This window comes from uncultured Methanobrevibacter sp. (genome assembly GCF_946184425.1).
Lineage (GTDB): Archaea > Methanobacteriota > Methanobacteria > Methanobacteriales > Methanobacteriaceae > Methanocatella.
Genome location: NZ_CAMHFP010000019.1, coordinates 1 through 21491 on the forward strand (window position 1 = coordinate 1; position 21491 = coordinate 21491).

26 protein-coding genes are annotated in these 21491 nt (G+C 32.1%); 21 read left to right on the top strand and 5 right to left on the bottom strand.

The annotated features are described in order from the left end of the window. The 14 genes from Q0P94_RS05440 to Q0P94_RS05505 all read left to right on the top strand — a co-directional run. Window positions 1-1407, top strand: a 1407-nt coding sequence (locus tag Q0P94_RS05440) for a type I restriction enzyme endonuclease domain-containing protein (RefSeq protein WP_295114527.1), incomplete at its 5' end; no start/stop codon positions are given. Between the two features lie 8 nt (window positions 1408-1415). After that, window positions 1416-2918: a class I SAM-dependent DNA methyltransferase gene (locus Q0P94_RS05445; protein WP_295114529.1), complete on the top strand. Its 1503-nt coding sequence runs from the start codon at window positions 1416-1418 to the stop codon at window positions 2916-2918. A 30-nt stretch (window positions 2919-2948) separates the two neighbouring features. Further along, the gene (locus tag Q0P94_RS05450; RefSeq protein WP_295114531.1) at window positions 2949-4124 is read left to right on the top strand and encodes a restriction endonuclease subunit S; all 1176 of its coding nucleotides are present in this window, start codon (window positions 2949-2951) and stop codon (window positions 4122-4124) included. 31 nt (window positions 4125-4155) lie between these two features. Then, window positions 4156-4713 carry a restriction endonuclease subunit S gene (locus Q0P94_RS05455; RefSeq protein ID WP_295114533.1) on the top strand — a complete coding sequence of 186 codons (558 nt, stop codon included), beginning with the start codon at window positions 4156-4158 and terminating at the stop codon, window positions 4711-4713. A 94-nt stretch (window positions 4714-4807) separates the two neighbouring features. Further along, a complete protein-coding gene (locus tag Q0P94_RS05460; RefSeq protein WP_295114535.1) occupies window positions 4808-5413 on the top strand; it encodes a hypothetical protein in 606 nt (201 codons plus the stop codon). Between the two features lie 76 nt (window positions 5414-5489). Further along, window positions 5490-5978, top strand: a complete 489-nt coding sequence (locus tag Q0P94_RS05465) for a Pycsar system effector family protein (protein WP_295114537.1) — start codon at window positions 5490-5492, stop codon at window positions 5976-5978. After that, on the top strand, window positions 5975-6691 hold the full coding sequence (locus Q0P94_RS05470; protein WP_295114539.1) for an adenylate/guanylate cyclase domain-containing protein: 717 nt from the start codon (window positions 5975-5977) through the stop codon (window positions 6689-6691). Before Q0P94_RS05465 ends, Q0P94_RS05470 begins: the two co-directional genes overlap by 4 nt. 159 nt (window positions 6692-6850) lie before the next feature. Beyond that, window positions 6851-7249, top strand: a complete 399-nt coding sequence (locus Q0P94_RS05475) for a hypothetical protein (RefSeq protein ID WP_295114541.1) — start codon at window positions 6851-6853, stop codon at window positions 7247-7249. A 143-nt stretch (window positions 7250-7392) separates the two neighbouring features. Continuing rightward, window positions 7393-7887: a hypothetical protein gene (locus Q0P94_RS05480; RefSeq protein ID WP_295114543.1), complete on the top strand. Its 495-nt coding sequence runs from the start codon at window positions 7393-7395 to the stop codon at window positions 7885-7887. 11 nt (window positions 7888-7898) lie between these two features. Further along, window positions 7899-8837 (top strand): hypothetical protein, encoded by a 939-nt coding sequence (locus tag Q0P94_RS05485; RefSeq protein WP_295114545.1) that lies wholly within the window; start codon window positions 7899-7901, stop codon window positions 8835-8837. A 13-nt stretch (window positions 8838-8850) separates the two neighbouring features. Next, window positions 8851-9777: a hypothetical protein gene (locus tag Q0P94_RS05490; RefSeq protein ID WP_295114547.1), complete on the top strand. Its 927-nt coding sequence runs from the start codon at window positions 8851-8853 to the stop codon at window positions 9775-9777. A 208-nt stretch (window positions 9778-9985) separates the two neighbouring features. Continuing rightward, window positions 9986-10393 carry a hypothetical protein gene (locus tag Q0P94_RS05495; protein WP_295114549.1) on the top strand — a complete coding sequence of 136 codons (408 nt, stop codon included), beginning with the start codon at window positions 9986-9988 and terminating at the stop codon, window positions 10391-10393. A gap of 3 nt (window positions 10394-10396) precedes the next feature. Further along, complete coding sequence (locus Q0P94_RS05500) at window positions 10397-10771, top strand: hypothetical protein (protein ID WP_295114550.1); 375 nt, start codon at window positions 10397-10399, stop codon at window positions 10769-10771. Window positions 10772-10842: 71 nt separating this feature from the next. After that, on the top strand, window positions 10843-11649 hold the full coding sequence (locus tag Q0P94_RS05505) for a hypothetical protein (RefSeq protein WP_295114552.1): 807 nt from the start codon (window positions 10843-10845) through the stop codon (window positions 11647-11649). Between the two features lie 293 nt (window positions 11650-11942). Here the strand turns inward: Q0P94_RS05505 and Q0P94_RS05510 are convergent, their stop codons facing one another. After that, entirely contained in the window at window positions 11943-12362 is a 420-nt protein-coding gene (locus Q0P94_RS05510; protein ID WP_295114555.1) for a MarR family winged helix-turn-helix transcriptional regulator, read from the bottom strand. 99 nt (window positions 12363-12461) lie between these two features. Here Q0P94_RS05510 and Q0P94_RS05515 point away from each other — a divergent pair, with 99 nt between their 5' ends. From Q0P94_RS05515 to Q0P94_RS05545, 7 genes are all read left to right on the top strand, one after another. Beyond that, entirely contained in the window at window positions 12462-12905 is a 444-nt protein-coding gene (locus tag Q0P94_RS05515) for a flavodoxin family protein (RefSeq protein WP_116592751.1), read from the top strand. A 5-nt stretch (window positions 12906-12910) separates the two neighbouring features. After that, window positions 12911-14092 carry an alpha/beta fold hydrolase gene (locus Q0P94_RS05520; protein ID WP_295114558.1) on the top strand — a complete coding sequence of 394 codons (1182 nt, stop codon included), beginning with the start codon at window positions 12911-12913 and terminating at the stop codon, window positions 14090-14092. A gap of 359 nt (window positions 14093-14451) precedes the next feature. After that, complete coding sequence (locus Q0P94_RS05525) at window positions 14452-14649, top strand: hypothetical protein (protein WP_295114560.1); 198 nt, start codon at window positions 14452-14454, stop codon at window positions 14647-14649. Window positions 14650-14796: 147 nt separating this feature from the next. Then, window positions 14797-15045: a hypothetical protein gene (locus tag Q0P94_RS05530; RefSeq protein ID WP_295114562.1), complete on the top strand. Its 249-nt coding sequence runs from the start codon at window positions 14797-14799 to the stop codon at window positions 15043-15045. Between the two features lie 14 nt (window positions 15046-15059). Then, on the top strand, window positions 15060-15869 hold the full coding sequence (locus tag Q0P94_RS05535; protein ID WP_295114564.1) for a hypothetical protein: 810 nt from the start codon (window positions 15060-15062) through the stop codon (window positions 15867-15869). Further along, window positions 15862-17271 (top strand): phage terminase large subunit, encoded by a 1410-nt coding sequence (locus Q0P94_RS05540; protein ID WP_295114566.1) that lies wholly within the window; start codon window positions 15862-15864, stop codon window positions 17269-17271. The genes Q0P94_RS05535 and Q0P94_RS05540 overlap by 8 nt, the downstream gene beginning before the upstream one ends. Before the next feature lie 92 nt (window positions 17272-17363). Further along, a complete protein-coding gene (locus Q0P94_RS05545; RefSeq protein WP_295114568.1) occupies window positions 17364-17618 on the top strand; it encodes a hypothetical protein in 255 nt (84 codons plus the stop codon). Window positions 17619-17678: 60 nt separating this feature from the next. On the opposite strand, the gene Q0P94_RS05550 is transcribed toward Q0P94_RS05545, so the two are convergent. The 4 genes from Q0P94_RS05550 to Q0P94_RS05565 form a co-directional block, all read right to left on the bottom strand. Continuing rightward, a complete protein-coding gene (locus Q0P94_RS05550) occupies window positions 17679-18089 on the bottom strand; it encodes a hypothetical protein (protein WP_295114570.1) in 411 nt (136 codons plus the stop codon). 275 nt (window positions 18090-18364) lie between these two features. Further along, complete coding sequence (locus Q0P94_RS05555; RefSeq protein WP_295114572.1) at window positions 18365-20380, bottom strand: hypothetical protein; 2016 nt, start codon at window positions 20378-20380, stop codon at window positions 18365-18367. Between the two features lie 10 nt (window positions 20381-20390). After that, the gene (locus tag Q0P94_RS05560) at window positions 20391-20891 is read right to left on the bottom strand and encodes a hypothetical protein (RefSeq protein WP_295114574.1); all 501 of its coding nucleotides are present in this window, start codon (window positions 20889-20891) and stop codon (window positions 20391-20393) included. 32 nt (window positions 20892-20923) lie between these two features. Beyond that, window positions 20924-21487 (bottom strand): hypothetical protein, encoded by a 564-nt coding sequence (locus Q0P94_RS05565; protein WP_295114576.1) that lies wholly within the window; start codon window positions 21485-21487, stop codon window positions 20924-20926. Window positions 21488-21491: the final 4 nt, after the last annotated feature.

Here is a 21491-nt window from a genome sequence, read left to right on the forward strand (position 1 = left end):
ACTGGTAAAGCAATGATAGTTGCATATTCAAGACCAATTGCAATTAAAATGTATGAAAAAATACTGGAACTGCGTCCTGACTGGAATGAAAAAGTCAAAGTCGTAATGAGCGGTTCTAATAAAGACCCTGAAGAATGGCATGAAATAATTGGTGACAAATCATATAAAAAAGAACTTGAGAAAAAATTTAAAGATGATGATGACCCAATGAAGATTGCTATTGTAGTTGACATGTGGCTAACAGGATTTGATGTTCCTTCACTTGCAACAATGTATATCTACAAACCAATGAAAGGCCATAATTTAATGCAAGCTATTGCGCGTGTAAATAGAGTATTCAAAGGAAAAGAAGGAGGACTCATTGTTGATTATATTGGAATAGCTTCTGACCTTAAAAAAGCAATGAGTGAATACACAGAAAGAGATAATAAAAATTATGGGGATATGGATGTACATAAAGTTTATAACAAATTCAAAGAAAAATTAGAAGTTTGTCGTGACCTTTTCCATGGATTCGAATACAAAGAAAAATTTTTTGGTGATAGTGATTTAGAAAGATCCCAAGTCATTGCTGATGGTGTAAATTTCATGGAAGATTTATCTCGTGAAAACAAGAAAAAAGATTTTTTAAAAGAAGCATTAATACTTAAAAAATCATTATCATTATGTAGAAGTATAGCTAAAGAAGAAGAACGTCTTGAAGCAGCATTCTTTGAAGCTGTGCGAACTGTTATTGTAAAAGTTTCTTCTGATAAAAAATTATCTATTCATCAAATTAATGAACAGATTACTAATTTGCTAAATCAATCTATTAAAAGTACTGGAGTAATTAATGTAATAAATGTTAGTGATGAAGTATCGTTATTTGATCCAGATTTCTTAGATAAAGTTCGTGCTTTGGATTCATCAAACTTGAGTGTCACTATATTACATAAATTACTTAATGATGAGGTAAAAGTTTATAATCGCACAAATATTGTTAAATCAGAAGAGTTTTCTAATCTTTTAAAACAAACTATGAATAGTTATGTTAATGGACATATTACTAATGATGAAGTTATTGAAGAATTAATAAGGATTGCAAGACTTTTACGTGATGCACATAAGGAAGGTGAAGAATTAGGTTTGACAGAAGAAGAATTAGCATTTTACAATGCAATTGCACTTCCTGAAAATATACATGAATTTTATGATAATGAAACATTAATTAAAATTACTCAAGAATTAACTGATGCATTAAGAAGAAATAGAACAATAGACTGGCAGAAAAAAGAATCTGCAAGAGCTAACATGCGTAGGACTGTGAAAAGACTACTCAAAAAATACAAATATCCTCCAGAGGATATGGAATTCGCTTTAGAAAAAGTTATTGCACAATGTGAATTGTGGGTAGATGAAGGCACATAGGTGATTTAATGGCAAAAGAAAATAGTAGTGATATAGGTTTTGAAAAACAAATATGGGATGCAGCAGATGAACTAAGAGGTTCAATGGATGCAGCAGAATATAAACATGTAGTATTAGGTTTAATTTTCCTAAAATACTTATCAGATAAGTTTGAAGAAAGGTACCAAGAACTTGTCGAGGAAGGAGAAGGATTTGAAGAAGATATTGATGAATATACATCAGAAAATATATTCTTCGTTCCACCTGAAGCTCGTTGGTCAGAAATAGCTAAAAAAGCAAATACTGCAGAAAATGGTAAAACAATTGATAATGCAATGAAAGCTATTGAAGATAAAAATAAATCACTCAAAGGAATATTGCCTAAAAACTTCTCAAGGCCAGAACTAGACAAACAAAAGTTAGGGGCTGTCATTGACATATTTACAAATGTCCAAATGTCAGAAAAAGGAGATAAAAAAGATATATTGGGCCGTACCTATGAATATTGCCTTAGTATGTTTGCAGAAACTGAAGGTAAAAAAGCAGGAGAGTTTTATACTCCAGCATGTGTTGTAAAAACATTAGTTGCCGTTCTAAAACCATTTAATGGAAGAGTATACGACCCATGTTGTGGTTCTGGAGGAATGTTTGTACAATCTAAAAACTTTATTGAAAACCATAGTGGAAATATTAAAAAGATTTCTATTTATGGTCAAGAATCAAATCCAACAACCTGGAAGATGGCTAAAATGAATTTAGCTATTCGTGGTCTTGAAGCTGACCTTGGAGAACACCAAGCTGATACATTTTTAAATGATTTACATCCAACATTAAAGGCTGATTTTGTAATGGCGAATCCACCATTTAATCTTAAGAAATGGGGTCAAGAACAATTAGAAGATGATCCTAGATGGAAATATGGAATTCCACCAAAAGGAAATGCAAACTTCGCATGGATGCAACATATGATACATCATTTATCACCAATAGGAAAAATTGGTTTAGTATTAGCTAATGGATCATTATCTTCAACTTCATCTGGTGAAGGTAAAATCAGACAAGCTATTGTCGAAGATGATTTAGTAGAATGTATAGTTGCGTTACCTACACAATTATTCTATACTACTGGAATACCAGTTTGTTTATGGTTTTTAAACAGAGATAAAAAACAAAAAGGAAAAACACTCTTTATTGACGCACGTGAAATGGGAACAATGGTTTCAAGAAAATTACGTGAACTAACTGACGATGATATTAACATAATTGCAGATACATTCACTAAATTTGAAGAAGGAACTTTAGAAGATGAAAAAGGATTCTGCAAAGTTTGCGATTTAAATGAAATTGAAAAAAATGATTATATATTAACTCCTGGAAGATATGTTGGATTTAAACCAGAAGAAGATGACGGTATCCCATTCGAAGAAAAAATGAAAACTCTAACAACAGAACTTGATGGTTTATTTAAAGAGTCTAATGAACTTGAAGGTAAAATCCGCCAAAGCTTAAAAGATATAGGTTTTGAATTCTAGATTAGATAGGAATCATAGGTGCGTGATAATTTGAGTCTAAAATGGAAAACCGTCGAACTGAAATCAATTGCTGATGTCACTATGGGTCAATCTCCAAAATCTGAATTTTATAATGAGGATTTTGAAGGAATGCCTTTTTTACAAGGTAATAAAACTTTTGGAGATAAATATCCTTCATTTGAATTATATACTACTTCAGTTAAAAAAGTAGCTAAAAAAAGTAGCGTATTAATGAGTGTTAGAGCACCTGTTGGTGATTTAAATATTGCTCAAGAAGATATATGTATTGGAAGAGGAGTATGTGGGCTTCAAATGAAAAAGGGAGATAATGAATTTTTATATTATCTTCTTATGGCCAATATTAGTAATTTAATAAATAAAGAAAGTGGGACTGTATTTGGTTCTATTAATAAAAATGATATTGAAACTTTTGAAGTTACATTGCCCGAAAGTCTTGAAGACCAAAAAAAGATTCTCACCATCTTAAAAGATATAGATGGAAAAATTGAAGCATGTAAGAACATGAATAGGACTTTAGAAGATTTATTAATATCTATTTATAATAATTGGTTTGTCTACTTTGAAAATTGTAGTGAATTTAAACCTGATGAAAACTTTGGTAAAATACCTAAATCCTGGTCTGTGGAAATGTTAAATAATCATGTGGATTTTGTAACCGGTGTTGAACCGGGAAGTAAAAATTATCATGAAAAACCAGAACCTAATGACATTCCATTTATACGTGTTGGAGATTTGGGATCAAGAGACAATATGGTATTCATTGACAAATCAATTTCAAAAAATAAAATATTAGTTTATGATGATATTGTTCTATCATTAGATGCAACAGTAGGAATTGTTAAAATGGGTTTGGAAGGAGCATACTCAACAGGGATGAGAAAATTAGTTATTAAAACAGATGAAATTAATAAATCATTCCTATATTGTTTAGTCAAATCAAAAAGAATTCAAAGAATTATTGAAACTTTCGCTACTGGAACAACAATTCTTCATGCTGGAAAATCAATTAAACATATGGATTTTGTCTTACCTGATAAAACTACAATGGACGAATTTAATAAATTTGGTGAACCAATATTGTCACAAATATTATCAAATAAAAAAGAAATTGAGAATTTAACTCAATTAAGAGATGAGTTACTCCCAAAATTGATGTCTGGTGAAATCGATATATCTAAGATATAGATAGATTAAAATTTGTCCATAGGTGATAAATTTGAGTTTAGATTCCTATTCTGTTAAAGAAATTAGAGATATTTGTAAGATAAATGGTTTATCTTACTCAAAAAAAGATAATTGGAATTTTTTTAATTATTTGGATACAAAAAATATTACCAAAGGCGAAATTAATGAAATTAAATATTTAGATCCATCAATAGAAAAAATTCCCAGCAGAGCCAAACGAAAAGTCAATATTGATGATATTATAATATCAACCGTACGACCAAATCAAGAGCATTATGGCATGATAAAATATGAAATGGATAATTTTCTTGTTTCTACAGGATTTACTACATTAACAGTTGATAAATCAAAAGCAATTCCAGAATTTATTTATTATTATATTACTCAAAACCACATAACTGAAGCATTACAGACAATTGCAGAACAAAGTACAACTTCTTATCCTTCAATTAGACCATCAGACATAGGAGACATTATTATAAATTTGCCTCCACTTGAAATTCAAAAAGGAATTAGTGATATCTTATCAAATATTGAATATAAAATTGAAAGTGGTAAAAATATTTTAAATCAAATTCTAGAAAATTGAAATAAATAAAAAGATAAATAAAAATTTACATCAACAACGGAAATTGTTATTTAAGCATTGGTTCATTGATTTTGACCAATTTTCAAGTTATGAAATGAAAGATACAACATTTGGTTTGATTCCTAAATCATGGGAAATATATGACTTTAAAGAAATATTAACAAAAAGAACAGAAAAAAGTAATGATGATTCTATCCCAATGTTTTCTGTTACAAATACAGGAATTCATCCAAGAGAAGATAAATTTAATAAGAAACTCTCAGCGAGCACTTCTAAATTTAAATTGATTTATAAAAATGATTTAGTATTTGGTATGAGCAGAGAAATACTTAATTGGGGATTAATGGATGAACAAATTGGAGGAGTTAGTTCTGCATATCATATTTTTAAAATCAACGAAAAAAAAGTTAATCCATTCTATTTAAAATCATTTATTGAAAATTACATGCCATATTTTAAAGATATCATAAAACCAGCATCAAGAGAAGGTCAAGGCATAGATCAAAATATATTAATGATAAAACAAATTTATGTGCCTCCAGAAAATATTTTTAAAGAATTTTATCAAATCGATATGAAATATAACAATTTAATTAATATTAATAATAATGAAATTGAGATATTAACTCAATTAAGAAACATATTGCTTCCTAAGTTAATGTCGGGTGAGATTGATGTCTCAAAGGTAAATTGTGAGTGAAATGCATTATCAAAATCAAAACTAGAAAACAGTGATTGATGGAGAATGATTATTTATTAAATATTGAAGGTTAAATATGAAAGATGATTTATGGAAAATTTATGATGCAAATAAAGAATGGATTAAATTTGCAGATACAAAAGCAATTGCATTTATTGCAATAATTGGAGTTATTTTTAATATTTTTTATAGGATTTGTGATGAATTATTTAGTTTAGAAAATGCAAATATTATAAAAGTATTATTCATTTTAGGGATTGTTCTTTTGTTGATCTCATTAGTTCTTTCAGTAATTTCTATGTTTCCAAGGTCCAGTAAAGCTAATAAAAACATTATTTATTATAAATCAGTGAATGATAATTTTGATAATGAAGAAGAGTATTATAATGAAATTAAGATTTCTGAAAATTCTTTGTGCAAACAATTAAGTTATCAAAATTATCAATTATCTGTTGTAGCAACAAAAAAGTATCTTATTGTAAAATATGTGTTAATTACATTTGTAATAGGTTTTGTATTAAGTACTATTTGTGTTCTTTTATTTAAAGTAGGGGTGATTTTTTGATTTACAATTATAAATTAGGAAGAAAGAGAGTTGAAAAAATTCTTAAGAATAATTTGAAAGTAATTGATAAAAAAAAGTTACCTAATTCAGAAGTTTTAACATTTGGTAATTCTTATTATTCATGGATAGCAAGTATTTTTGTGGATATGCGTAATTCTTCAAGTTTATTCAAAAATGAAGATGCTAAGAAAGTATCAAAAATAATGAAGAGTTTTACTTCCGAATTAATCGAAATTTTAAGGGACAGTAATAATCAAAGAGAAATTGGCATAATTGGGGATTGTGTTTATGCAATTTACACAACACCTACTAAAAAAGATTTGAAAGATTTATATTTGAGAGCTCTATATTGTAATACGTATATTGTAATGTTAAATAAATTATTGAGTAAATATGGGTTGTCAAATTTTGAGGCAGGTATTGGCTTGGCCTGTGGTAAAACTCTTGTAATCAAAGCTGGAAGAGAGCATGTGGGCATTAATGACACGATTTGGATAGGTGATTCTGTTGTTGATGCTTCTAATTTTTCATCTATTGCAAATAAAGGGGATTATGGTGAAATATTAATGTCTAAGCGATATTACGATAATTTATTCAGTATTCGTCCAGGAATTAAAAATTATTTTGATGGAATGTCCTCAAAATATGGTTATTGTTATTCGGGAAATGTGGTAAATGGTGAATTTTATAATTGGATAAAAAATAATTTATAAATTATATTTTTACATGTATTAAATTGTGATTTTAGTTATCATTACAGTAAGTCAATATTATTATAAACTGATAAAATTACAAGTTGAAAGCAATATTGCCTCAGACTTATATCAAAAAGCTTTTATGTGTCTTTATTCAATTAATAATTAGTGATTATTATGAATAAAGAAAAAATAAGAACATATGATGAACTTGAAGATGATGAAAAAGAAGTACTTGATAGTTTCAGGAAAATGAAGCTGATGTATGACCATGCCAGATTCAAATTACATAGGCTTCAAGTTGAAGATCTCATTAATGATTATGAACGGCTTAAAAAATTACGTGAAGAAATCCAACTCAAATACTTTTCAATTTATGAGGAATTGTTGGCTGAAGATTTAATCGAGGGTGAATTAGATGCTGGTGTTTGGGGAATTACTCGTGAGCATGAAAATGAAGTTTGGGATTCTGAACTAAGATTAATGAGTGATATTAAAACTAATTTTGATATAGGTATTGCTATGATTGAAAGTGGTGAAGCTGAGCAATCTATTATTGATGCAGAAAATTGGTGAATCGATTTTTAACTGTTAATGCTATTGTTAATGTTAATCTCAACTTCACAAAACTTTTAAAAAAGTAGCCATTATATATAAATCTTTATATATTATAAGTAATAAATTAAGTAATATTAAGATTTAAGTGGAGGACATATATAATGGCAGATTCTATTATTTTACTTGAAGAAAGAAAAGAAGTCACAACTTTCTTATTAGATGAAGGTACAATTACTGCAACCACCGTAACAACTCCAACTGGAGAAACTCCAGGATATGAGTACGCAGGAAACAAAGTTAAAGTCGATGATGCTGTAACCTTATCTGCAAACTCAGATATTGGAAAACCAACTGTAAAAAAATATACTGCAGCTGAAGGTGAAATCATTTTAGGTATTGCAGTCAACGATCCAGTTACAATGACTGGTGGTAAAAGAAAAACAGCCATCCTTGTATTAGGACATTTATTCAGATTAAAATTAGCTAGCGGTTTATCTAACATTGCCGTTAATGATAAAATAGCTTTAACTAGTACTGGAGCTATTAAATCTGATGACGGAGAATATATTGCAATGCACCCTGTTGCAAGCTCAGATGATTACAAATACATTGAAGTATTCAGACCATACGATATTGGCACCACAGGCCAAACTTAAGGTGATAATTAATGATTACAAAAGGAAATGATACTAAAGTACAAAATGAGGTAATAGCTCAAACCATTACAGATGAAACTGCAAAAAGGTTGAAGTTAGCTAGATTGTTTCCTAAACAAGAAATAAAAGAGAACTCCGATTACTACACTTACTTTAGACAAAACATTAATCTTGATGAAGCTATCAAAAAAGGTTTACTTGGAGAAGCTAAAGATATTGCTCCAGGTGCATCCTTGCAAGAGTTAAATATCAGAAAGCCGGTAACTGACACTATCTCCATTGATACTGTTGGTGGGGTTCTTAATGTTAATAAAGATGTCTTTGATAGTGATATTGTTTCATTTGAAGACTTGTTAGGTGATGTAGCTACTGTTATTGCTAATCGTATTGAATATAACATTTATGATACATTAGTAAGCTCTCCAAATGTTCCTGTTTACAATACCAGTGAAACTCAGGATACTATGGATGCATATGGTAAATTTGTCATCAAAGCACAGGAAGCTTTCAAAGGTAATGCTGGAGCAGGCGCCGATTTAACAATAATGGCAGAGTCTTACAAAACTTTAAGCTATGTAAAACAATTAGCTTACTCATCCAACAAATTAGTTCAGCCTGTAGAAGATATTAAAGAATACTACGGTATTGATAATATCGACCTTTTGGGAACAACCCAAGCTGATGGTGGATCATTAATAGGTGACAAACAATACATAGGTTTTGATCTTAGGAATGCACCATTGACAGTATTGTATTCCAAATCTTCTGGAACTACTGTTGCACCTATTACAAGTGATGAAAACATTGCAGACTTCTATCCAATCATTGAAATCATGCGTAAAGACATCTATGATGAATTACCTCAATATACCAAATTGTTTATCCAAAGTAAAGTTGGAATATTGTTGAATAAACCAGGACTTGCCTTAAAAGGTACCTGCAGACCATAAGGAGGTGAAAGAAATGCTAACCAAAGGAAATGATGCTAAAGTACAAAATGAAGTGATGGCGCAGATTGTTGCTGACACTTCTGCAAAGTGGATGAAATTCACCAGATTATTACCAAAGCAGGAAATTGAAGAAAACTCCCAATATTACACTTACATGTCACAAAGAGTTAATATTGAGGAAGCTATTCAGTCTGGTGTTCTTGGTGAGGCTAAAGACATTGCTCCTGGCGCAACACTTCAGGAACTGAATGTGAGAAAACCAATATCAGAAACTATCTCCATTGACACCATTGGTGGAGTGTTAAACGTTTCTGCACAGATGTTGGATTCCAATTTAATCAGTGTTAATGACATGCTCCAGGATGTTGGTATTCTTATCGGCCGCAGTATTGAAAAGGCAGCTATTGACATGATTATGAATTCCTCCAAAGTAGCTACCTACGACTTTGAAGCAGGTGACGATACCGGAATGACTATCCTTAAAGCTCAGGAAAAGTTCAAGGAATCAGCAGGAAGCTTTACCAACCTGAACAGTATGGCCGTCAGCTATAAATCACTGACCACATTAAAGTCAGATATCTTTTCAAGCAACAAACAGGTCGAACCTGTAGAGTTAATCAAAAGCTATTACGGTGTTGACAACATTGACATCTTAGGAACTGCTGTATGTGATGGAGGTTCTGAGATGGGTGATAAGACATACATCGGTATGGACTACATCAATCCCGGAATGAAATTGTTATACTCAAGAACTACAGGAACAACCGTTGCACCATTAGGGCCTGACGGTGAGATGTATGACTTCTATCCTTTAATCGAATTCATGCGCAAGGACATTCGTGATGAACTTCCAATGTATACAAAGCTATTCATACTTTCAAGCGTTGGTGTTTTAATGAATGCTCCTAACAGAATCATCAAAGGAAACTTCAGAGCATAAAACCATAATTAAAATCTCCTTACCCTTTCGTGGGAACGTGTAGGGATAAAAGAATATTAAATCTCTGATTTAGTGAAGTTTTAGTTGCTTTTTCTTCACTATCACTTCTCTTAGAGTTTAACTCCGAATCCATAAAATAGCTGGGTTTCACTCTGCCCAGCTATAATATTTTAAACAGTAAAATCAATATAATTATGAGGCAATAACAATGAAATTAATTTTAGATACTGAGAATTCGCATCCGACAACAATAACAGTTAGAGGAAAAGAAATAACATTACTTTTAATTGAATCCAGTATCCTGATTGACTCTTCTCAAATTGCCAAGATATTTGACAAGAAAGAAAAGACTGTAGCCGGTAAAGTTCAGAAATCCAAACTGGAAAAGTATGAAACAGAAAATATCAAGCTGTTAAAGAATTACGGATTGATGCATCCTGATGCCGTTAAGCCAAGACCATTCTATGATTTAAGACAAATGTTGGAAGGGCCAGCAAAATATTATTTCAAACAGGCTGATGATCTTAATCTTATCGAAGTTATCATTAGGATAGCTATCGGAAAGCACCGTGAGTGGATTCACAATAAACGTGTGGAAAATTTTAATGGAGAATAATGTATGAGAAATTATTTAAGACCCATAGCTTATGCATCTTTATATTTTATAATATTAATTTTAGAGAGGCTATCATTCATTGATAAGAAATTTGTAGTTCCTTTAGCTGTAATTATAACTGTATTTATTATTATAGCAATTATTTATAAAAAAGAGGGTTTTCAAAAAGTAAAAATTTCTTTCATTGCCATATTGTATGTAACTATTGCGGGAGTAATAATATTTACTTCGGGTATTGGAAATCTTCCAAAACCATGGGGTGGGATCGCAGCGGCATTGATTATGACTATTGGGATAATATTGTTTCTTTTGACCATAATTAAACTTAATTTATTAACTGTAGTTGTGGAAGATAATGATGATGTCTGGTTAAAATAATTATTGCTCCCTATTTTTATCTATTATATGTTCCAATAATTTTATTATCTCATTTATATAAAAAATATAATATGAAAGATAATATTAGTTGGACAAGCTTTTGTCAAGCTATGAATTCAATAGCCTACTGGCTTATCCAAAACCAAAAGAATTACAAAAAACGTGACCATTACCAAATATTAACATTAAAAGGTAATTGCAAAGATATAGAAAAGAAAGCAAAGAAACTGGGAACTGACAAGCTAGTGGCAATGTATGCAATGGCTTTAATCAAAGACAACAAGTCATTGGATTTCCTTCCAAATTATGTAACATTAAAGAATGGAACTCAACTTGACAAGGCTGAATATGTTGACATGGCCATAAGAACTGAAAGCTATATCAGAGCAAATGGAAGACTTCCAGCTATTGTATATAGAAAATCAACATTACCTGACTATAACGATTCAACAATGAAGTTATTTATAAAGACTTATACTTTCAAAGGTAATAGTATTGATGAGGCATTAGCAGTAATAGCTAACAAGAAATTGTATAGCAAATACTTTGATTCACAAAAAACAGACAAGAAAACAATAACAGATGCTAAAGATGGTAAAGGTTCCAATTGTGTGGACTGGGGACAAGTCTATTACAGAATAGCTAAATCATTGGGTTATGATGTACAATTTATCCACGTTAAATGCAGGGTGTCAGGAACCGGTCACATCAGATTAAGATTAAGACATAAGAAACATACTGGAGGAAACTGGATTGACCGTGATCCTGCTGCAGTTGCAGATACAACATCAGGAAATGTAAGATCAATCTGGTGTGAAGATGGATATCTTATAGCTTATGATCCATCCTGGATTTTTACAGATTTATACAGTAGTTAACGTTAATGTTAACTCTTTTTCTTTTTTATTTAAAAATTAACAAATATTTTAGTAGGTTTTCAATACTAATTTTTTTTCAGATATCTTAACGTTAATCATCTGATACAGTAACAGTAGAACCGTTTCTATCTTTAAATTCAACTATAAAATCATTAGGTAATTTTTCAACAATTTCTTTTAAAACTTCAATAGTTAGTTCTGACATATTTAATAGGTATATTCAAACTATTATTAAAATATACACAATTGGAAACAAAACCTTATTTAAATTTCAAAAAGTTATTTACTGTTTTTTAATTTTTAATTAATTCGTCTAATGTGATTAACTGTTCTTTTAAGGTTTTAATTTCATTTTCACCTATTTTAGAGATTATTAATTCTTCTATTTCATTATTGATTTGAAGAGCTGCCTTTTGTATTTCTTTTCCTTTTTTTGTGATTTTAACGATTTTCCTACGATTGTCTTCAGGGTCAATTTCTTTTGTCAGAAATCCTTTCTTTTCAAGTATCTTCACAGATTTGGTTACGCTGCTTTTTCCTATGTTTGCTTTTTCTGCAAGATAATCTATAGAAACACCATTATTCAATGCTAAAACAAGGAGCACTCTTGTCTGACTCAATGTCAAATCCATTTCTTTAAGATAGCTATTCATGTAGTTTGTGTAATCGTTGAATAGATTAGCTATTAGGAATCCTAATTTTTTTTCTTCCATAGCAATGTTTATATATGATTATTGTTAAATAGTTTTCTATGAAATAGTTTCATAGGAAATTATTTTATAGGAAATAAAATTTTTTCGAGATGATAAAAAATGAAAACCGCAATAATATATGTTTCATCACACCATGGAAATACAAAAAAAGTTCTCGACGTAATGGCATATTCAAATGATATAGACTTATTAAAAATATCTGAAGCTAAAAAAACAGATTTTTCAGTTTATGATGCAATAGGATTTGCTTCAGGAATATATTTCCATAAATTCCACAAAGGCATCGAAAAGCTGGCTTCAGAAATTGACTTGACCGGCAAAAAGGTTTTCACTGTTTACACATGCGGTATTAATTACATAAACTATGCAAGAGGCATCCAAAAAACAATCAGATCCCAAGACTGCGAATTCATTGGAGGATTCAGCTGCAGAGGATATGACACATATGGATTTTTCGAAAAAATCGGTGGAATAGCCAAAAACCATCCCAACGAAAAAGACTTTAGAAAAGCTCGTGAATTTATAAAAAACAATTTGAGGTGATATTAATGAAAAAAATGATGAATAAAATGCCGTCAGTTGGCGTTGAAGGCCACTGGTCAGCGGATAAATTCAGCGACAATGTCCTGCAGGATGCACTGATAAGACATGCACTAGGATTAACCTACCTGCAAATGGCAGATGTAGGGGAAGTATTAGAAACAGTTGCTAAATTCAAAGCAGGAAAAGAATGGATTGATGCATGGTCTGAAATGGCAACAACACTTGAAAAAAGAGCAGAAAACTCCAACAGTAACGTGACAAAAGAAAGTGCATATCTAAGGGCATCAACCTATTGGAGAATTGCTTTAATGTATTTTAACTCAATTGATGATGATAGACTTTCCAAGTATTCTCAAAACAGTTTGGATTGTTATCATAAATATCTAGAAGTATCCACTTTCCCAGGAGAATATATCGAAATCTCTTATGGAGACTCATTTCTTCCAGCACATTATTATCAATCTCCCGTTGCAGATGAAAATGCACCGTTAATGATATTGACTCCTGGAAGAGATACTTTCGCAGAAGATACTGCATGGGTTTACAGACAGGCACTGAAAAGAGGAATAAACTGTCTTGTGTATGACGGTCCAGGTCAGGGATTTGCCCTTAGAATGAACGGAATTACATTCAGACATGATATAGAAAATGTAATAACCCCAATTATCGATTACTGTTTAGAAAACTTTGAAGGCATAGATGAGGAAAACATAATACTTTTCGGAATAAGCTTTGGAGGATTTCTAGTGCCTAGAGCCGCAATCTATGATGAACGTGTTAGAATGTGTATTGTTGATCCAGGCAATGCAAACTGGGGCGGTGCCTTTGCTAAAAGACTTGAAATGATTCAAAAAATGCCAAAAGAAGTTCGTCCCGCACAATTGGACTTCATGCTTGAAGATTACATTTACAAGCACGGAGCAACATCCGAAACCATTTGTGATGAACTTAGAAAATTCGACAATACTGACATTATTAAGGATTTGGATTGTTTGACCATTGTAATGGATGGAACCTCAGAAATGACACAAGGTGAAGCAAAAGTATTCTATGATATGCTTGAATGTGAAAAGGAATATTTATTGTTTGATGAAGATTCTGGTTCACAGATGCATGCCCAAATGGGGGGATATGCAACAGCAAGCGAAATGCTATTGGATTTAGTCGAAAAGCACTTAATTCAATAATCATTTCTTTTTTCTAATTTTTTAAACTTTAACCACATATGCTGTTGGAAACATAACATCCATTTTTAACATTAACGATTGGGTTCAGTTATTAAAAACTTCTTTTCAAAACCCTTGCATATATATCGCAGTTTAAAATCAGATTTTATTTACAAGATAGCGTCCGTTAATGTTAATGTCATTCCATTAAATTAAAGGAAAAAAATATCTATTAATTTAATCGGCTCTTACATTCATTATTCTATAGGCAACAATAGCTATGAAAAATTAATTATTTTCTATGAATTTAATAATGATAATTTTATATAATTGAAATAATAAAATATTATATTAATTATTATATACAGGTTGTAATAGCTATGGCCAATATAAATAATACATCATCCTACATGGATGAAGATAAAAAGCAAATTATCAAAGAGTCCAATTATACCTTTAGAGATGCTCTTGAAGTTTCAGCTTTTCTCATTGAAACCGGAAGGTTCGAAAGATTCTACAAAGAAATGCAGATTGCAGATCTTCAAAAAGAACTCGACCAAATGGATAAAGAAGAATAGCTATTGACTTCAAAAAATATATCTCCAGGATATTGCTCTTAACAGAAACTATTTTTGATTGTCAAAGGTAATAATAAAATTTATTATTACTTTTATATATTTTTTCTAATAAAGTTTTATATATAATACATAATAAATATATGTATTATGTTAACCGAAAAAACCAACATCAGCGCAAGAGTGGAAATAACGCTCAAAAAAATAGTTGAAGATTCTTCTTTTACCCATAAAGATGCTTATGAGCTTGGAGCAAAACTAATAGCCATGGGTGAAGCAGAAAACACAATAATGGAAATAAACAATAACTCTGCTTATGAAAGAATCATAAAACAAACTGAACACCGCTTGATTGAAGCAAGAAAGTTGGAGCTTGAAAGGGAATTAAGAGACTTATAGGAGGCACCATCACCATGGGCAGGGGAAACTCAGATGTAATTTACTTTTTGGAACAGCACGAACAGGAAATAATGAACTGCTGCAAAAAAGGAATGAGCAACAACGAAGTCAGGGAAATGCTAAAAACAAAATACGGCCGAGATGTTGCAGACATTACCTACAGGAAGTTCAAAGCAACATTGAACCTGAATAAAACTGATTTCATGGAAACATTGCTGGATGAAATAATAGCTATGAAGACATCCGGAGCAACAGACCAAAGCGTGAGAAGATGGCTTGCAGAAGAGCATGAATTCGAAGTAAGCAGGTCAACATTCTCCAGATTCAAAAAGAAATATCATCTTAATGATGAAGAGAAAGACCCAAGAGCAAGAGATAAGGAGGCATTAACGGATAGGGCCATCAGTCAAAGACAGATAACAAACACTAATGCTCATCAGGATAACATTGACATGGCTATTGATACCATACTTCAGCAGCAGGTCACAGACATCAAAACGGGACTCGATAATCTTGATAAGATTACCAAAAACGCTGTTGGTATTGAAATTGATTTTGCAAAACTGGATCAGGAAGTAAGATATCATGCAGGGGAAAAAAGCCTAGCAAGATACTTGCTTGATCTTGCGGAATTAAAAATCAGATACCTTGAACTGTCTGTTAAAGCATTTGATGCTAAAAACAAATTATTCAAAGATGAAATGGACAGACTATTCCAAAACAGAGTTTTAGAACTTGAAGATAAGAAAATAGAAATGTCTCAAAAGGACATCATGAATGAAATAGAAATACTTGCAAAGCAGATTGATGATAATAATGTATGATGAAAACGGGAAATTCCATTTAGATGCTAAAGACAAAGCTATTCTTCAGAAATGTGTATATGAGAATCCATATATTCCATTCAATCCTTTTCCAAAACAGGCCGAGATGATATTGGCTACAGAAAAGGAAGTTTTGATTGGGGGTGCAGCTGGAGGAAGCAAATCAACAAGTCTATTGATGAGGGCATTGTTCTATGTTGAAGATGATACCAACGAATATCATGCATTAATTCTGAGACGTACTTTATCTGACCTGAAGCGTAAAGGAGCTTTAATACATAAAGCCAGCCAGTGGTTAAACAGAAAGGAAATTCAAAATAATGCAAGCATCAAACCAAAGTGGGATGGAACAGAACATTCATGGACATTTCCCAACGGAAATTCACTAACCTTCGGATATTTAAGAAACATTAACGACCTGGATACTTATCAAGGTTCTGAATATCAATTCATTGGCATTGATGAACTGACACAGCTGGAAAGATTCAAATACATTTACATGAGGTCAAGAGTAAGAAAAACAAAAGACAACAAGCTTCCAACACAGTTAATGTGCTCAAGCAATCCTGGTAAACGTGGAAACAAATGGGTTCGTGAAAGATTCATCGAAAAGATAGATGAAGACATTCAGGACAAATCACAAATAAGGTTCATCAGCTCCAGCTATTTGGATAACATTTATTTGGATAGAAAAGACTATGAGGAATACCTTATGGGATTGGATAGGGTTACACGTGAGCAGTTAATGAACGGTAACTGGTATGCAAGCGTTAAAGGTCAGCTATTTGATGAGGCAGACTTCCACTTGATTTCACATGAGGAATATCTTAAAATTCCGATTGTCAGAATTATCAGGTATTGGGATCTTGCTGCAACTGAAGTGTTGAACGATGATAAGTTGAAAGGTAGTGATCCGGATTATACTGCTGGAGTATTGCTGGCTAAAGATATAAACGGCAATATCTACATTGTGGATTCATATGAATTTCAGCTTGAGTCAAGAAACTTAATCAATGAAATTGTCAATACTGCAGCACGTGACAAGTCAGATGTACAGTATATAGAACTCGACGGGAGCACCGGTAAAAACTTTGGATTGCTTATAATTGATGAGTTAACAAGAAGAGGATTCACTACAGGTACTGGTAACTCAAGAGAGAACAAAGTTGACCGTGCAAGAAGAGTTTCAGCAGATATTCAACTAAATGGAATATATCTGGTTGGGAAGGATAGAACAGGGTTTACGAAAAAATGGGCCATGGAATTTCTGGAAAAAATAACAGCTTATCCAAATGAAGCTATTCATGATGACTGTGTTGTGGCGTTTACTGGAGGTTATGAAAAACTAGCTAATGAAAAGCAACCTCGAAGAGTTGATGTTGATAAGTGGTATTCGACATGAAAAAATAAATTATAATTTGGATAATAATTTATTTATTCTTTTAGAAACAGATTGTAAAATGATAAAATAAAAAAACGGAGGATTTGGATTTTATGAATGATGTAATATTTAAAGACTGTGACTTCCGTTATCTTGATGATAATGATGAATTGTCCTGTAAAAACAAACAAGGCACTGACATTGGTTGCGATAACTGTCAGGAAAATATTCATTTAAACTGCGATAATTTCAATGCAAAAAAAGATTTCTGCTTAAAATTCTTTAGAGATAACATAAGCGAGTTAAAAGAATGTCAAGAAAAAACTGTATTTAATGACAGTGACTTAAGCCGTAAATGGTCAAATTAACTTTAATATAGAAACATAGCAACAAAGAGTTGATGTGGATATAAATAGTATTCCACATAACTATTCGTATTGATTAGCTCGTTTCTTTAATATTTTTAATATATTGTTTTCTCTAATTCTTAATTCATGAATTATTGTTTCTGTGTCCGTTATCTCTTTAGATATGACATTAAAATTCAATCCGACTTGCACATCTTCAGGATTTAATATAGGTTCATCTCTTGCATTCTTTTTTGGTACTCTTTTTAACCTTCCGTCAATAGCTACTATTTCAGTATATCTTCCCCGTTGAATTTCAGATAGTATTTTGAAGTAGTCTCTTTTTCTTTGATTTAGGCTTTCTAATATTTTCAACTCATATGATATTTGTTGATTTAATTGTTTGAGTTTTTGATTTAATGGTATCCAGAATTCACAGGTGTTTTTGTTTTTACATATTTCATGATTAGGATAACAATCACATCTAAACATTTTTATCAGCTCTTTATTCTGAAGTAACTTAGTAACCTAGTAACTTATCAAAATATAGTAACTTTGTAACTTTGTAACTTAACAATCCCAACTACTTTTCACTACTATAGGCCCCTCACCTGGAGGGTCAAGTTACTTCAAAATGTGAAAAAATAAAATGAATTTAAATAGCTTTAATCTAAAAACAAAGAGCTAATAATCCTTGGAATTTTTTCACTGAAGTAACTTGGGGTCTCAGGTTACATTTTTTTGCAAAAGTTACATCACAAGTTACTTTATTGATTGACCTCCTTTTCACTTAAATTAGGATATAGGAAATTTAAAAACTTATCAAACCTAACAACCATGACTTTTGTGGATTCTGGTATTCTGACAGTTTTATATTCCCAACCTAGCAATTCAGCAATGCTCTTTATGTTATAGCATACTTCATTTGCATTTTCCAATGCTTTCCTAAGGCCGCTTGTAAAGCAGACATAGTCAAGACCATCTCTTCCATGATGCAGCACCATATAAGGTATCAGACGTTCATTGATAATGTTAAAGACACGTTCGTAAAAGTCGTTTGAGTCTTTAACTGAATCTGTGAAATAGTCATGATATTTAATTGGATATCCGTCTTCAGATGAATATACTTTAATGCTTTTGTTGTGTTTGTTTATCTCTTCAATGAAAAACATTCTTAAATATTCTATTTCTTCTTCATCCAAGCCTTCTGGTGTTACTGATTCAGTAAATGTCAATAGCCAGTCTGGACATTCACGACCACAGGTAGTGTATGCTCTTAATATTAATTCATTGCTTAGTTCCTGCCAAGGTAATCTTAACAGTTCTATATCCTCATTTATTTCGTTTACTACAAAGTCTGCAAGATACTTCAAATGATGAAACAGGCAATCTTTAGGAGAGTCCATTTGGAAATGTGCCATGAATTGCTTTTTTTCATCATCTGTTTTTTTCTCACTGTGAGTATACATTAGCTGAACAAATCTTCTTGTCAACCCTTCGACATTAGGCAACGGACTGTTGGATGTGAAAGACAAAGTAGATAATGCAAGGATAATAGCTAAGTTCCTTCCTTCGTATCTGCGTCTTGCATTTGTCCTTTCCACACAGGTTTTCAATGTTTCTGTGCAGCTTTTGCAATTGAACACGCCTACAGGTTCATTGATGATCTTTCCAAAAGTGGATTTGGATATTTGAGCACCAATTCTTGGAACGGTATCAAATTCAGATCCTCCAATATCGGTTTCGCTGTCCGGTTCACCGTAAAAGTATGTTCCGATACGGGCAAGGGTTGTCTTACCACTTCCGCCCTTTCCGAAATGGAACATGTAAGGAATTAGGTTCTCTAATGGTAATCCCATCTGTTTTTTGGCAAATCCGAAAGGAACTATCATTGCATGCTTTAGTGTTGTTGCCAGTTTTCCTTCCTGACCTATGAAGTAATTTCTTAAATCTTCAATCAAATCCAATGCCATATTCATTTTGTTAATGTCAGTGTCATTCAATTCAAATTCAACTATTGTCAGGCTTTTGGTTTCGTTGTTATAGTAGAAACCTGGTGTTTCTATATCTGTTTTCATGATTGCCAAATCGTTTTCAATAGCTATTTGAATTATGCCTGGAAGCACTTCCTTTAATTGGTAACGTGATAGAACATAACCATGTTCCACTAAGTATTGTTCCATTTCAACAATGTTCATGTCTTTAGTGTGGAAATGCCCTCCTTCTATTGTCTTCCATTCAATACTGAATGTTCTTCCTGCTTCACTTATAGGATTGTCATGTATTGTAATCTTTAGTGGATAGCAAAGCAATACCCTTGTATAATCAGCCACTTCATTTCCTTTTTTCCATTCTATAGTCTGTGTAGTGACTTCATTTTTCCTGTAGTCCATAACGATATATTTGTTGGAGCCAGTTTGGAGTTTGTAAATCTTATTGGTATCATATGGTATGATTGCCCTATTCAATTCACGCCCTACCAATATACTGGTCTTTTTGTCATAGTTATCTGAAATGAATCTCTCAATGCCTTTTATCCCACTATTTGGATTTTCTTCACCCAAATAAATGTCCTCGAAGAGTTTGATGATTTCATCCAATGTTTTCTCATGAGAAGGAAGGTGGTTGTATAATTCTCTAAGAATCTTTTCAACCACGTCGGGGTCTGTACCCTGCAAATAGAAAGCACTGATAATGTTTTTAAAGTATGTAAACTCATAATCCGGTTTATAAACATTACCAATAGCTTTTTTGATTTGTATAGCTGAACTTCCTTCACTCATTTCAATTACCTTATACCTGAACGTCCCTCACAATGAAACTGTAGAATGTGTAGGTTCCGGATCTTTCCTTTACTTGGATTGTCATCCCAGATAATCTGTTTACGAACTCACGGTATTCGGAAAGATCAACATTTCTGAGAATATTGGATTTACCAACTGAACCTGCATTTTCCAATTCAAGAATGCTGGTTAAGAAATCAAATAACACGCTTCCTTTTCTGACGTTTTTGTGAATGTCCCCATCATTTTTAAGATTGACATTGATTTCAACATATAACTGGTCAGCATCCTGGAAGATGTATAATTTGAATCTGTTAACTGTTTTTTCCTCGCCGTCATCGTCAAAGGTGAAAGATGTTACTGAAGCCATTTCAGGCCTGCCGGTGATTAATGTTCCATCTTCAAAGTCTTTCAATTCTGCTTTTTCATATCCTTCCGGAATATCTACAATTTCCTCATAATCTAGTTCAGTACCTGTGAATATAGTTTGTTTTGTGTTTTCAAAACTCATTTTAATTATCTCCTAAAAATATTAAAGAGGATTTAGCTATTATCCTCTTTTAAAAATTTTGACTGGTTTTGTACTATCACTTTTTCAGCTGTCATTTCCTCAGCGCTGACTTCTCCGGCTCCTATCAGTTCTGCAATAGCTCTGTTGGTTGCACGTGTTTTTGCAGTGGACATGATAGTGTGGTCTGAGACTTTGTCTTTTCCTTTTTCAGAACGGGAGCATAATGCGTCTGATTCAACGCTACGGCCATTAGGCAGTGTTGCCCTTACGCAGTAGTAGGCTTCACGCACTCTTCCCATTTTGGTTCTTTCCAATGATCTGTCAACTATGGTAGTGTCAACGTTGAATGCTCTTGAGAGCTTTTGCCATGCTGATTTCTTTTTGAAGTGTCTTTTCACTTTAACATAGTTTCCATCTTCATCTTTTTCCTTAACAATTATTTCTTGATAGTCTGTTTCGTTTAATAATCCTTTACATAGTTTTTGATAAGCGTCCCACTGTTCAATAGCTACATCGACATCCGGAACGTTGTCTGCAGCTATTAATCCTGTTTCTTCAGGAACTTGTGGGTTTTCTATAAGTTCTGCCTTTACCATTTTA